This window comes from Blautia sp. AM42-2 (assembly GCF_003480245.1).
In the GTDB taxonomy this organism is placed as follows: domain Bacteria; phylum Bacillota; class Clostridia; order Lachnospirales; family Lachnospiraceae; genus Fusicatenibacter; species Fusicatenibacter saccharivorans.
The window spans coordinates 24,979-38,113 of sequence record NZ_QUIM01000019.1 but is presented as its reverse complement, the minus strand read 5'-3'; the positions used below and the strand labels follow the sequence as shown (position 1 = coordinate 38,113).

14 protein-coding genes are annotated in these 13,135 nt (G+C 42.2%); 6 read left to right on the top strand and 8 right to left on the bottom strand.

The window, feature by feature from the left end:
- The 7 genes from DW915_RS14865 to DW915_RS14835 all read right to left on the bottom strand — a co-directional run.
- On the bottom strand, positions 1-344 hold a 344-nt coding region (locus DW915_RS14865), incomplete at its 3' end, for a plasmid mobilization protein (RefSeq protein ID WP_118742396.1).
- A gap of 665 nt (positions 345-1,009) precedes the next feature.
- Positions 1,010-1,207, bottom strand: a complete 198-nt coding sequence (locus DW915_RS14860; protein WP_024738890.1) for a hypothetical protein — start codon at positions 1,205-1,207, stop codon at positions 1,010-1,012.
- Positions 1,208-1,287: 80 nt separating this feature from the next.
- Positions 1,288-1,485, bottom strand: coding sequence for a helix-turn-helix domain-containing protein (locus tag DW915_RS14855; protein ID WP_024738889.1), 198 nt, complete (start codon positions 1,483-1,485; stop codon positions 1,288-1,290).
- Positions 1,478-1,900, bottom strand: coding sequence for a sigma factor-like helix-turn-helix DNA-binding protein (locus tag DW915_RS14850; RefSeq protein ID WP_024738888.1), 423 nt, complete (start codon positions 1,898-1,900; stop codon positions 1,478-1,480). The genes DW915_RS14855 and DW915_RS14850 overlap by 8 nt, the downstream gene beginning before the upstream one ends.
- Before the next feature lie 165 nt (positions 1,901-2,065).
- Entirely contained in the window at positions 2,066-2,509 is a 444-nt protein-coding gene (locus tag DW915_RS14845; protein WP_024738887.1) for a hypothetical protein, read from the bottom strand.
- Between the two features lie 3 nt (positions 2,510-2,512).
- A complete protein-coding gene (locus tag DW915_RS14840; protein WP_024738886.1) occupies positions 2,513-2,971 on the bottom strand; it encodes a DUF1700 domain-containing protein in 459 nt (152 codons plus the stop codon).
- Entirely contained in the window at positions 2,968-3,327 is a 360-nt protein-coding gene (locus DW915_RS14835; protein ID WP_024738885.1) for a PadR family transcriptional regulator, read from the bottom strand. The genes DW915_RS14840 and DW915_RS14835 overlap by 4 nt, the downstream gene beginning before the upstream one ends.
- Before the next feature lie 185 nt (positions 3,328-3,512).
- Between DW915_RS14835 and DW915_RS14830 the strand changes: the two genes are divergently transcribed.
- Together DW915_RS14830 and DW915_RS14825 are read left to right on the top strand one after the other, a co-directional pair.
- Positions 3,513-4,187: a glycosyl hydrolase family 28 protein gene (locus DW915_RS14830; protein ID WP_158581073.1), complete on the top strand. Its 675-nt coding sequence runs from the start codon at positions 3,513-3,515 to the stop codon at positions 4,185-4,187.
- 146 nt (positions 4,188-4,333) lie between these two features.
- Positions 4,334-5,020, top strand: coding sequence for a polysaccharide deacetylase family protein (locus tag DW915_RS14825; protein WP_118742394.1), 687 nt, complete (start codon positions 4,334-4,336; stop codon positions 5,018-5,020).
- 270 nt (positions 5,021-5,290) lie between these two features.
- On the opposite strand, the gene DW915_RS14820 is transcribed toward DW915_RS14825, so the two are convergent.
- The gene (locus DW915_RS14820; protein WP_118742393.1) at positions 5,291-6,169 is read right to left on the bottom strand and encodes a helix-turn-helix domain-containing protein; all 879 of its coding nucleotides are present in this window, start codon (positions 6,167-6,169) and stop codon (positions 5,291-5,293) included.
- A gap of 235 nt (positions 6,170-6,404) precedes the next feature.
- On the opposite strand from DW915_RS14820, the gene DW915_RS14815 reads away from it, so the two are divergent.
- From DW915_RS14815 to DW915_RS14800, 4 genes are all read left to right on the top strand, one after another.
- The gene (locus DW915_RS14815) at positions 6,405-7,757 is read left to right on the top strand and encodes an extracellular solute-binding protein (RefSeq protein ID WP_118742392.1); all 1,353 of its coding nucleotides are present in this window, start codon (positions 6,405-6,407) and stop codon (positions 7,755-7,757) included.
- 91 nt (positions 7,758-7,848) lie between these two features.
- Positions 7,849-8,784, top strand: a complete 936-nt coding sequence (locus DW915_RS14810) for a carbohydrate ABC transporter permease (RefSeq protein ID WP_118742391.1) — start codon at positions 7,849-7,851, stop codon at positions 8,782-8,784.
- A gap of 14 nt (positions 8,785-8,798) precedes the next feature.
- Entirely contained in the window at positions 8,799-9,638 is an 840-nt protein-coding gene (locus DW915_RS14805) for a carbohydrate ABC transporter permease (RefSeq protein WP_055226148.1), read from the top strand.
- A 123-nt stretch (positions 9,639-9,761) separates the two neighbouring features.
- On the top strand, positions 9,762-13,064 hold the full coding sequence (locus DW915_RS14800; RefSeq protein WP_243033844.1) for a TIM-barrel domain-containing protein: 3,303 nt from the start codon (positions 9,762-9,764) through the stop codon (positions 13,062-13,064).
- The last annotated feature ends 71 nt before the right edge of the window (positions 13,065-13,135 follow it).

Below are 13,135 nucleotides of genomic sequence, written 5' to 3'. Positions count from 1 at the left end.
TCAAACTTTAGGGCAGCAAGGTCGGAAACCGCCGCCCGTACCTCCCCGGCAAGCTGCGGGTAGGGGCTGTGCCACTCGTTCAGCGTCCGGGCTATCTGGTTTAAGTTGCCGCCGATCCTGCCGTATTCGGCGGTCAGCTTCCCGACAGCGGCAAGCAACTCGTCATTGACGGGGGAAACGGTTATGATGGGGCGTATGGCTGCCCCGGTTATGGCTTGCCGGATAAACTCGGCTTGGCTCATGTTGTAAGCAGAAAGCCTTTCCGCAAACTCGGCGTATTCTTCCTCGGTCATGCGTGTCTTGACTACCCGGCTGCGGTGCGGCGTGTTATATCGTTTTCGCATGGTAAAACCTCCTTCGGCTGTGCGTGGTGTCCTCTCACTAATAGGAGAAAAACAGGGTGTAAAGCGGAACTGTTTTTGAAAAATCCGAAAAATTATTTTGAGGGATTTTCCAGCGGCGTAAGCCGCATAAGCAGGGTTTGGGGAAGGCACTCCCCAACAAGATTCCCGCAGGGGCAAAATGAGCGATAAGCGAATTTTGGTACTGCGGTAGAATCTTGCTCTTAGTAAGCCGCAGACTGCCTCTGTCCGGGCTTTTCCGTACATAGAGCGAACGGGGCGGGGCTTTCAGCCCGCTGTGCGCGGTCTTTTTCCCTTTCGCCAAAGATACATTTGAAAGGCCGTCAGCTACCCGCTGAACGGGGATTTTTCAAATTTTCTTTTGCCTTAGTAATCCGGGAAACAGGATTTTGGCAACCGGCGGGGCAGAGAAATTTTCCTTTCACTCCCTACAACACCGCGTTTTGAAATTTGCCAAACGGGGCAGGCAGCTTTTTCTGGCTTCACCTACCTACTACGGGTGGCTTTGCGATTTTGCCAAACGGACAACAAAAAAAGCAGCAAATCTTTTTCAGACTTACTGCTTTCGCTGGCCGCCGGTGACGGCTGGTATTCAGTTTAGTAAAAGGCTATCAGGCAAATGATGTTGAAAGTGATTTTGCGGTGTCTTAAAGCAGTTCCAACGCTCTTTTATACAGTGGGTCTAATTCACACCCGCAACTTCCACATTCCTCATCAGCCTGCTTAATTGCTGATATTAAAGATTCTTTATCAGATTTTCCGTCTAACCATTGTTGCGCGGGAATAGCTATTAAATCCCAACCGGATGCAACAAATTTTTGCATAATAGTTTTTAATTCTTCCATAGTGCGGCTCCTTTCAAGATAGCAACTGACAAATTTGCGGTTACTCTGATTTTACCATATCTACAGTGCAATGTCTATGCTTATCGGTCAAATCTGAACTTGAATAGCGCGGCAATTAGCTGTTGTTTCACATATTCCTCAACCTCGGCGTTGACCTGCCCGCGTACTTTGGAAAAGTAGCGGATATATCCGGCGTAGTGGGAAAGAACGGCGTTTACCGCGTCCGGGTCGCCCTCATGCGCTTTGACGATTGTTTCATAGGGGAGAAGTTTACTCATAGTCTTTCCCCTCCATGAGCCGCCGCAACCGTTTCAAAGCAAGCTGGATATGCCGCCCCGCTGTGCTGCGTGTCCGTCCGATATGTACGCCGATCACTCGCTGCGGCTGGCGCAGGAAGTAATAGCGGAAAATTTCTTCCTGTGTCTGCTCCGGCAAACGGGCAAGGGCGGCGGCAAGTTCCGCATGATACAAAACGGCGGTTTGGTCGCAGGCGGTAAAAAGATATTCTTCAAGCTGCTCCGGCTCGGCAAGCTGGACAAACTTCTCATTCATCAGATAGTCAAGGGAAACTTCCCGTTCCCACCTCCGGCGCAGATTCAAAATTTTATCTATGGCTGCGTGACGAATGACAATCTTGCAAAAGGCATTAAAGGTGTACTGGATATGGACTTTATAGGCTTCATCTTCGGTCATGGAAATTCCCCCTCTCTGATAATAGTGCGGGGCGGCAGCACTCCTTGCTGTCGCCCCTTGATTGCCTGCCAGCAAAGGCGGGCGGGGCTGTCAACGGCGGCGCGTATGCGCCGTTCATCTTGACCGTTGACTGGCTCGGCTGGCTTTGCTATTCCGTTATCTCTTTCAGTTATTGTCAAAGGAAATGTAGATAGTTAGACTATCGGGTATGTAGCTGATACTTAACCACTTTTTGTCGTTTGATAAAAGTGTCCCGATAGAAACATAGTTTTCTCCCTCGATTTCCTCTGACACATTTTCAATTACGGAAAAGCCTTCTTGGTTCAAAAGCTCCATATACTCGTTATAGTCGTTTTCGCTAATGCCGGTAAGGTTGATATTGCAATTCTCATGTTCTGTATCAAGTGTAGCCCATGCAACCGTACCAGGCGCAACAGGAAGCCCCTCTGTGTACTCATTCGCAGGCCAAACACCCTCGTCCAATTTTGTAACACTATTAGATTGCGTATTGTTCTCATTGCTTGTCGGTGTAGATGATGTATTTTGATTAGAACACGCAGCCAAAAAAATCATAACCATGATTGTGAATACAGAAATATACTTTTTCATTAGTTACCTCCTGTTTTTGTGTATGGTTCGGATAATTAACAAAACAGCAATAGCTGTTGCTGCAAACCCAATAGCCAAAAGGATTTGCGAAATATCAAAGGCAAACGCGCCCTCAATCTGTATATTTGTTGTCGCGTCTGCTTGTCCGATTGCTCCTTCTGGTACTTTTCCTGATTGCGTAACAGCATATACCGAAAAGGCGGCAACCGCGATAACAAGCGCAGCAAGAGTAGAAATGATACCGTTCCTTTTTTTCGATTTGGTGTTATCAATGCCAAACTGTTCTGCGGTGCTGTCTGCAAATTCTTTTGGCGTCCCCAAACGCTGGATAATCTGCTGCTCTGTTTCTCCATGCTCCATAGCAGACGCAAAAACTTCATTCAAGTCACGCACAACCTCTTTTTTCATTTTGCGTGGTAAAGATAGTTCCTTTTCAACCTGTTTGATATATTGTTCTTTCATTTGGACACCCTCGCTTGTTGATAACTTTCTATAAAGCCGTTTACGCAGTTTTCATAGCTTGACCAAAATAAGATTAGTTCATCAAGTACATTCCTGCCTTTATCCGTTAAAGAATAATACTTTTTTGAGCCGCCATTTGCCGCAGCCGGAGCCAATCGGCATTTGATTAGTTCTGCTTCCTGTAAACGATACAGAATGGGGTAAATGGTTCCCTCTTTCGCATATCCCAAAACAGACGCACTATTGTTCAATTCGGTTATAATTTCATATCCATAAGTTTCCTTGCGTCCGATTAGGCATAAGAGTATCATTTCCAGAGAGCCTTTTTTGAATTGCTGGACATATTTGCTATTCATATCGTCGCCTCTCTTTAGTTTCGCTATTTAGGTTCGCTAAGTAGCAACTATATTATATCTCTTCCGAGGTATCAGAGTCAATAGGCTTAACGAAAAAGTTACAAGGTGTGTGCGTAAGGTAATAACGGAATAGTGGGCTGCTGTCTATCAAATTCTTGTGTGTTACTTTATGGCACATGAGCATTATGTCGAGGATTGTAACGGGAGACGGTATTGATATTACGAGCAGCCAGGATGTAGAGGTAAAAAATTGCTTTATCCGTTCCACAGACGACAGTATCTGCATCAAATCCCAAAGATTGTTTGAAGATCCGTCAACGGTACGTGATGTAACAAAAGTGCGTGTTCACAATAACGTAATCTGGAATGCAGAACCCGGTAATGCCATAGAGCTTGGTTATGCCCTCCAGAGCGAAATCCACGACCTGGTATTTGAAGACTGTGACATCATACACTGCCAGTATGAAGGAAACATGGGTGGTGCGGCGATTTCCATACATCAGGCAGATGGAGGTCATGTTCATGATATACATTATAAAAACATCAGAGTAGAGCAGGCAGAACAGAAACTGTTCGATATTAAGGTTCTGCTTTGCAAATATACGGAACAGCTTGCCAAAGGAGAGATTAATGATATCTATTTTGATAATATCCAGGTGCTGAACGGAGATGTCCCGGTTTCCGTAATCCGGGGGTACCAGACACCGACAGAAGAAGTACGTGTTCATGATGTCCATTTTGATAACATTACTTTTATGGGGAATAAGTGTGAAACCTGGCAGGATATGCGGCTAGTCACAGAACTGGCAAATGATATTTACGTCAACGGTGTCAGAACATGCAGACAGATGAAATTCTGAGAATATTACCATATAGGGAAGATTCAACAAATAATGGCAAGGATTCTCCCGCCGATAGGTGGTGAGATGAATTGCAAATAAGAAAAAAGAATTCTTTACACGCAACTTTGTGCCTGCGGCCCAAAGTTTGCAGGTTACGGAAAGGCATGGTAATTATTATGTGGAATGGTAAGAAGAAAGCGGTCACTTTCAGCTATGATGACGGAGTAGAACAGGATAGACGGTTGATCGCATTGTTTAACAAATATGGGATGAAAGCAACTTTTAACCAGAATAGTGGAATCCAGACAAGAGCCGACATGTTTATCCAGGGAAATATCGTGATCCACAGGATGAATCAGAAAGATATGAGGGAGCTTTACAAAGGGCATGAAATTGCATCGCATACCTTGACCCATGCTAATCTGAAGGGACTTGACGAGGAAACCGTGTACAATGAAATTTCAACAGATATCAGGAATCTTGAAGCCTTCTATGAACAGAAAATAGCAGGATTTGTGTTCCCCTTTGGCACTTATGATGAATCAGCATTCAGAATATTAAAGGAATGCGGAATACAGTATGCAAGGACTCCGGGAGAGACACATGGTTTTGCTTTACAATCCGACCTGCTGAGGTTCAAGCCTAGCTTCCATCATGCAGATGCAGATATTATGAGTGGGATTGACCGCTTTTTAAATATGGATACGGAAGAACCACAGTTGTTATATATCTGGGGACACAGCTATGAATTTGATGTAGATGATAATTGGGAATATATGGAGTCCATTTTGAAGAAGCTGGCTTTTCATGACGATATCTTTTACGGAACCAATTCTCAGGTATTGCTTTAACTTTTTAAATGAATATAGTTTTTTCAAATCAACACATGTTTAAAATTATGTAGAGACCGGAAAATACATTTAATAGCAAAAATAAGCTGGTATGTCAAGAGCGCCCAGTGGTCTGGGCGTATATTTACTCTTGATATTCCAGCTTTTGTTGTTATATCAGCATCCGGTCAGGGAGCAGAATATTGGCGCGCCGGTCGAAGGCGAAACGGTATATGTGAGAGTCGATGCGTTTTTGGAAGAACCGCATGCCTGCACGTCAGAAGAAAAAAATCAGTCATTGGAGTGATGCACTTTTTTGTGCTCGTTGCATTGGTCCCTGTATTGTTTTGGCGTGAGTTCGTTTACTTTTTTAAACATTTCAATAAAAGCGCGGGAACTGGAAAAACCACTTTCTTCTGAAATATCAGGAATAGAAGAAGTAGTAGTTTCAAGGAGGTGGGTCGCATGGTCTAATCGGAGCGAAGAAAGATAGACATTAAAATTGCGTCCTGTTTTTTTGGCAAACATTCTGGAAAAATAGGTCGGATTGAAGCCAAAATGTTCGGAAACACTTTCCAGAGTAATATGTTCTTTATAATGTGCTGCCAGATATTCGGTAAAAGAAATCGAATCCTCTAATTTTGATCGGGGGGGGGTAGTACAAGCCGGAGTAGCCATGCTTTCAGAGAGAAGGATATGAAAAATTTGGAGAACGCAGGCATTCATCCCAAGGAGATCAACTGGTTTTTCGGATCGCGAATATCGGTAGATATCCATAAGAAGTCCCATGATTTCTTTTCGATGTCTGTTCACAACATCCTGCTCTATAATAGGGGAGTTTTTACTATCCGGGTTAAAAAAAAGCTGTATGATAGAGACAGGAACAAGCACTGCAAATCCGAGAAAGGAGGCAGAATTTTCAAGTGATTTATGAATAACATTTGGATTCACAAAAAGAAAATCATTATCTTTTACATAAGCCATAGTAGAACCGATTTCACAGAGCAGTGTTCCCGAAATAGAACAGTTAAATTCAAAACTGTTATGCCAGTGAAAATGCGGTGCTAAATTTACATCTTTTGGTTTTTCTAACTGAATCCAGTCAGAATGAAATACTTTGCAAAAGCGTCCGTCATACAAATTGATTGGTTCATATTCGATAATTTCCATATGTTTTGCCCTCTTTTGAATTGTATATTAACCATGAATAAAAAGAAAAAAATGATTACATACCATAAAAATTGCACAATAACATATTATTCAAAATTCGTTAAAAAGTCCATAAAAAAGTGATATAAAGTAAAAATACTGTATAGATTAGATAAGAAAGCGTCTTGAGAAAAGATAAGAAAAAGTATAAAAATAGATTATAACAAAAACGAACTTTTCTAAAGGAGGAAAAGAGATGAAAAGAAAAACATTAGCAGTTTCACTATCAGCAATCCTTGCAGCATCCATGCTTTTTGGATGCGGAAGCAATTCCAAAAGTGGGGATACAAAGAGTTCTTCTGACAATGGTAGTGCCAGCGCCAGCGCAGCTGATGCATCCAACGCAGGCTCAGATGCTTCTGGTTCAGGTATCCAGTACGATGGAGACGATGTAACTATTACCTATTGGCATACACATGGTGATTCCGAGGAAGAGGTTCTTGTGGATACCATTATTCCTGAGTTTGAAAAACAGTATCCCAATATTCATGTTGATGCTGTAAGAATGCCATACGATGGATTGATGCAACAGATTATTACCAGCCTTTCCAGTGGAACAGGTCCGGATCTGATGCGAATGGATATTATCTGGGTTCCAGAACTTGCTGAAATGGGAGCACTTGCAGCAGTTGATGATCTGGAAGGATTTGCAGATCTGAAAGATAATCTGTACGAAGGACCGCTGAGTACTAATTATTACAATGGAAAATATTATGGATTGCCATTGAACACAAACTGTCTGTCAGGCGTTTACAGTAAGACCATGATGGAGGAACTGAATATTGACAGTATTCCGACAACTTACGATGAAGTTGTTGCATTGAAAGACAAACTTGGTCCGGATCAGTATCTGATCGCATGCGAGGAGGCAAACTCTTGGGCTATGGCTCCATTGTTTCACTCTTTGGGCGGTGTTTATACCAACGAGGATTATACAAAAGCATCTGGTTATATCAACAGTGAAGATAGTGTAAAGGCACTGGAGACTATCGTTGAGTGGTATGATGAAGGAATTATTGGACCTTGCTTCACAGGTGGAAAGCCGGATGCAGCAAATGGTCTTTACGATGGAAATTATCTGTTTAGTTATCAGGGTCCATGGTTCTTCACAAATGATGATGAAGAAAATCTGGCAAAAGTAGAAGTAGGACTTCTGCCGGCTGGCAAAGCCGGATCTCTTACCGTTAACGGTGGCGAGGATCTGGTTATGTTTGAGAGTAGCGATAAGAAAGAAGCATCTTGGGTATTTGCAATGTTCTTAATGAGTGAATTCTCTCAGACAGCACAGGCTGTAGGCGGTGGACATCTGATCCCGACTGTAAAAACAATTGCCGAATCTGAAGAAGTACAAGCAGTACCGAATATGAGTACGTATATTGAACAGCTTGAGGGAGCTGTATCCCGTACCCCATCTCCGGCATGGGAGAAAATTTCAGATAAACTCTCTGTAGCATTCCAGAGCGCAGTTCTTCATGAGGATACGGCACAGTCCGCACTCGATAAGATTGCTCCGGAACTGGATGCATTGCTTGCAGGTGAGGCATCATAATTCAAGAAAGATGAAACAAATTTCCACAGGCTTTCTTGCCTGTGGAAATTGTTTATAGGGCGATAAAAAGCAGCCCGGAAAGGTATCTGTTATGAAAAAACCTTTATCAGAAAGATTTTCCAAAGGTCTGAAACAATGGTTGGCCGTTTTGCCCTTCCTTGCAGTGGGAATGACCTTATTTATTGTCTTTGTATTATATCCACAAATTAAGAATATTTATATTGCACTAACAAATTATAGCATTATGCCAGGTTCGGAAAATACATTTGTTGGAATAAGTAATTTTGCTAAAATGTTCAAAGATATTTCAACAAAAGGATCTGATGCCTATTTTTTCTGGATTGCATTTCGAAATAATATTTTAGCAGTTCTGGTTACTGTGCCAGGACAGTTGGTTCTTGGCCTGATCGTTGCCGTTTTGATTCATAACCTGAAAACAGGAAAAAATGTATATAAAGTACTCTTATATATTGCAGTTATTTGTGACTGGGTTGTTTTCTGTAATATCATTGATTATATTTTCCAACCGGATGAAGGAAGTCTTGTAAACTACTGTCTGACTACCATCGGAATCTTAAAAGAGCCGGTAGCATGGTTGCAGAATACATGGACAGGAAACTTTGTTATCTGGATCTGCTCAATCTGGAAGGGCTATGGCTGGGTTATGATCATTTACACCGCCGGTCTTCTTGGAATCCCATCAGATCAGTATGAAGCTGCAACGATGGATGGAGCCAATGCGGTTCAGAAATTCTTCCACGTTACACTTCCGGGATTAAGAGGAACTACACTTTATCTACTGATTAATCTGATTAATGGTGCGATGAATATCTTTATTCAGGTATTCCTGTTAACGAAAGGAGATCCGCTCGGAACAACAGATGTAGTTATGGATTATATTTACCGGAGGGCTTTCAACTATTTCGATTTTGGGTATGCGGCCGCTTGTGGTATTGTCATGGGTATTGTTGTATTTGCTATTTCCATGGGACTGAAGAGATTCCTTCGCTATGGTGAAAATCTTTAAGGAGGAGAGCAGTAATGAAGAAAAAGAAAATAATCAGTCAGATCTGTATTCATGTGATTTTAGTAGCGTTGACAGCAATATGTCTTCTTCCTTTTTTGTCAATGATTTCGACTTCATTTATGAAGGTAAAGGGTGTTCTGCCGAACGAGCCAATTTTATTTCCGAATTTTCCACTTTATCTGGAAAACTATGTAAAAGCGTGGACTGCAAACCATTTTCAGACGTACTTTTTCAACACACTATACGTGTCTGTAGTGGGCCTTATCGTAAATCTGTTAATTTCGATCACGATGGCATATTCTTTCTCACGATTCCAATTTCCAGGAAAGGAGCCTATTTTTAACTTGCTGTTGCTCACAATGATGATTCCGGCACAGCTGGCTATGATCTCCCAGTACACTATTTTAAACGGATTGAAACTGATTGATACCTATAAAGGAATTTGGCTGCTGTGGGGAGGCACTTGTGTGGCAGGAAACACCTTCTTCTATAGAGGTTTTTTTGAAGCAGTGCCGAAAGAGCTGGAAGAGTCCATGTACCTTGATGGTGCAACCAGGTTTCAGACCTTGTTACATTGCATTATTCCGTTAAGTAAACCGGCAATTGCAACACAGGCAGTATTGGCGTTCAATGGATACTGGTCGAACCTATTTGATATTCTTACCTTTACAAAATCGACAAACAAGAGAACACTTTCCGTTGCACTGCAACTGTTCCGTGGGCAGTATACGACTAACTATGGACTGATGTTTGCTGCCAGTGTTATTGTTATTATTCCGATTATTGTATTGTTTGTTATTTTCCAGAAACAGTTTATGCAGCAGGGCATTACAGACGGTTCCATAAAAGGATAATATCGGATTCTCTGCAAAATTTTAACCTGGAGGTGAAGTATGATTACAACTAGAAAAAAACAGTCGTTTGGTATTGCAGCAGTTGAACTTGGTGCACCGGTTTCGACAGTACCTTCCATTCCGGTGAATTTAAATGAATGGGAACATGCGGTGTTAATGGATACTTTTTACAGCGCAGGCGGAAGAGAGACCGTTTCAAGTACAAACCTACGGATGATGTGGGATCAGAAAAATCTGTATTTGTATCTGATTTGCTATGAAAAAGAGGCAAGGGTTTCCCGTCCGTCCGATGAAAATGTGCTGAAGACAGAATGGATGCTTCGCAAAGATAAGATAGAAATTGCATTGAGTAGCGGAAATTTTGGAGCGCGAGACTACGCAGTATTTTGTGCAGACACAGAGAAGCAGGCGGGAGCCAGGACGGAAAAGGGAATGACCTATTTCGGCGGTGATAAAGCAATTTTAAATGATTACTTTACCGAAAAAAATGATGCGGTAAAAACAGAAATCCCATCATGGAAATATACATGCAAAATTGCTGTAGAAAAAAACTGTTGGCGTGTCATGTTTGGAATTCCATGGGAGTTGTTCGGTGGATTTCCGGAAAAATATTTTAAGTTTCAGGTTTACCGGAAAAAGAATCAGACCAGTGAAGTTTTGGCTTTAAATCCGTTGGATTTAAATGCAAATTACGAGTCCAGATTTGATTTTGATCCGGAAAGCTTTATTGAGTGCATACCTGGAGGAACACCGCAGGTTATCTATTCCAACAGTGCTTGCGTGATCCTACCGGATGGAATGATGCATTGGCAGCGGCCGGCGACATTGGAATGGCCATCTACAAATGAGCGGGCTGAGATTCTGCATCTGCAGAAATCGCTGACGCCTACAACACCCGATGAATTGCCAGATCGGATTATAACCGTACAAAGATGGCAGGATGTGTTAATGTTGGAAGGAATGGATTTCTTCCCAAATGCACGATGTGAAAACTCTTTTGATAAGGTGGATCCTTGGGTACAGAGACGTCTCTGTAACGAAGCACTTCGAAAAGGAGATACTGCGACAGCCTGCAGAGAACTGGACGTATTGATTGGTTATTTCCGAACGCTCACGGCATGGTGGTATGCAGATCATACACTTGGAGATGCAGACGAAGACAACTGGATTGGATTCACACATCTGAAATCTGTTTCAGATCAGGGGAATAAGATCGTATTAAAGTACGAATATGGTTTGAACACGTGCGATGCCGTATTGATTCCACAGAATCGTGGTTTTCGCTTTTATACAAGAGAAAAAGGAGATTTTGACAGCGAAGCAGTTTCGTACACATTTTCAGAAATAGAGGGAGAATATCAGATCAAAACAGCACATTCTGTGATTGTGATTACAGCGGGAGATGATTGGAAGATCTGTGCGGATGAAAAATTTGTATTGGATGCAGATAACTTCAAGCTCTATGATTATGCAGGAAGCAAAGGTTTCGATGTGTGCCAACCACTTCTGGAAAGAGAAATGGTGTATGGATTCGGTGAACGATTTGATGCCGTAAACCAGAGAGGTCGGGTACTTTCTTTGTGGCACAGAGATGCATTTGAAGGTTGTAATTGTTCTATTGGAAATCAGTCCTACAAAAATGTATCATTTTTACACTCTACAAAAGGTTACTCTTTGTTTATTAACAGTTTTTACAGAATTAGAGCAGATATTGGAAGAGTCAGTAAAGGGCTTCGAATCACAACAGCAGGACCCAAAGCAGATATTTATGTTTTTACGGGAAGCGTCTTAGAAAACATGGAGGAATATACAGCCTTAACCGGAAAACCGTTGCTTCCGCCTGCGTGGGTGTTTGAACCGTGGGCCGGCGGTGGGGTAGGCAGATGGATGGACGGACCGACGCACGATGTAATCCAGGAGATGGAAGGTGTTATACGGAAGTTTAAAAATCTTGATATCCCACATTCTGGCCTGTATGCAGAGGGTGCTGGTTGGAAATGGGAAGACCATTACAACAAAGAAGAAATATATAAGATTGCTGCGTTTACAAAACAACAGAAGATGCGGGTTTTTTCCTGGCAGTTTTCACATCTGGACATGGAGCAGGCAAAGGAACTTCTGCCGAATTGTGCGGAAGAAGATCTGCCAATTACAAGAACGCCGGATTATCATGGAGAAAAAGTTCTTCCATGTGCTATTGATTTTTCACATCCAAGAGCAGAGGAACTTCTGGAAAACCAATGGCATGATCGAATGGATGCAGGTTTTGATGGAACTATGGTGGATTTTGGAGAAATCATTCCAGATGAAGCAGTGTTTTACGATGGTCGTACGGGAGATGAAATGCACAACGCATACGCGCTGGATTATACAAAAGCGTATCGAAAACTCTTTGAAAAATATAAAGGAGAGGATCACGTGCTGTTTTCAAGATCTGCGGCAGCGGGTGTTCAAAAGTATTCCTGCCAGTTTGGTGGGGACCAGCTTTCAAGTTTTAGAGGTCTGACTTATGCAATGAATGGAGGCCTGACACTGGCGGCTTCCGGTTTTCCATTCTGGGGTGTTGATGCAGGAGGTTATTCAGGATTTGCAGATGAAGAAACGTATCTCCGTTGGACGGAATTTGCAACCTTCTCACCAATTATGCGTTTCCATGGAGTAACCCCAAGAGAGCCATGGGCTTACAGCCGATATGCAGTGTCTGTTTATAAATTTTATGCATGGCTAAGAGAAAATCTTCTGAAATATTCGGTTCATACAGCAGAAGAGGCACATAAAACAGGCATACCAATGATGAGACCGTTGCCAATGGTATTTCCTGAGGATAAAGAGGCTGTCTATTGGGAAGATGAATATTTTTATGGTTCAGATCTGTTAGTTGCTCCGGTGCATCAAGAAGGAGAAAAGAGGAGAATTTACTTCCCATCAGGAAGCTGGATCAATTTGTTGGATTTCAGAAAGATGGTTGGTGGAAACCGAATTTTTCAGGTGGATGTTCCAATTGACAAAATTCCTGTTTACATTCGGGAAGGAGCGTGCATTTTATCTGTTATGAATGGAGAATTGCAGCTTGGACAAAGCATGACATATGAAAAAAAGAATACAGTTCTTATGAGTCGAGCTTTAAATGAAACTTCAGGCAAACGGTATGCAGATGGAAAAGAAATTGAATACAATATTTTGGGCAAAACGGGTGAAGATTTCTTTATGCTTCGCCATGCATTCGAGACAGAATTTATTGTTCTTCTTGGTTTTGACAGAAAGCCAGAAAGTCTGGAGTTGAATGGAGTTTCTCTTTCAGAAGGTGCATCCTTGAATGCGTTGAATTATGGTTCCGGCTGGTATTGGAGAGAGGATACAGCAGTTGTTGTCAGTGTTCCTAAACTGGAAAAGACAGAAATTCATGTAATTCACAAAGAACAATAGTATCAAAATGACGAAGTGATCCCTGCGAAGATTCTTGAGAGAAAGTCCCGTCTTCGGTTTAATTTCGAAGA

What these genes read in the sequence shown, in the direction of transcription:
- DW915_RS14860 (WP_024738890.1), bottom strand. Translation starts at nt 1,207, where the DNA reads ATGGAAGAATTAAAAACTATTATGCAAAAATTTGTTGCATCCGGTTGG.
- DW915_RS14855 (WP_024738889.1), bottom strand. Translation starts at nt 1,485, where the DNA reads ATGAGTAAACTTCTCCCCTATGAAACAATCGTCAAAGCGCATGAGGGC.
- DW915_RS14850 (WP_024738888.1), bottom strand. Translation starts at nt 1,900, where the DNA reads ATGACCGAAGATGAAGCCTATAAAGTCCATATCCAGTACACCTTTAAT.
- DW915_RS14845 (WP_024738887.1), bottom strand. Translation starts at nt 2,509, where the DNA reads ATGAAAAAGTATATTTCTGTATTCACAATCATGGTTATGATTTTTTTG.
- DW915_RS14840 (WP_024738886.1), bottom strand. Translation starts at nt 2,971, where the DNA reads ATGAAAGAACAATATATCAAACAGGTTGAAAAGGAACTATCTTTACCA.
- DW915_RS14835 (WP_024738885.1), bottom strand. Translation starts at nt 3,327, where the DNA reads ATGAATAGCAAATATGTCCAGCAATTCAAAAAAGGCTCTCTGGAAATG.
- DW915_RS14830 (WP_158581073.1), top strand. Translation starts at nt 3,513, where the DNA reads ATGTCGAGGATTGTAACGGGAGACGGTATTGATATTACGAGCAGCCAG.
- DW915_RS14825 (WP_118742394.1), top strand. Translation starts at nt 4,334, where the DNA reads ATGGTAATTATTATGTGGAATGGTAAGAAGAAAGCGGTCACTTTCAGC.
- DW915_RS14820 (WP_118742393.1), bottom strand. Translation starts at nt 6,169, where the DNA reads ATGGAAATTATCGAATATGAACCAATCAATTTGTATGACGGACGCTTT.
- DW915_RS14815 (WP_118742392.1), top strand. Translation starts at nt 6,405, where the DNA reads ATGAAAAGAAAAACATTAGCAGTTTCACTATCAGCAATCCTTGCAGCA.
- DW915_RS14810 (WP_118742391.1), top strand. Translation starts at nt 7,849, where the DNA reads ATGAAAAAACCTTTATCAGAAAGATTTTCCAAAGGTCTGAAACAATGG.
- DW915_RS14805 (WP_055226148.1), top strand. Translation starts at nt 8,799, where the DNA reads ATGAAGAAAAAGAAAATAATCAGTCAGATCTGTATTCATGTGATTTTA.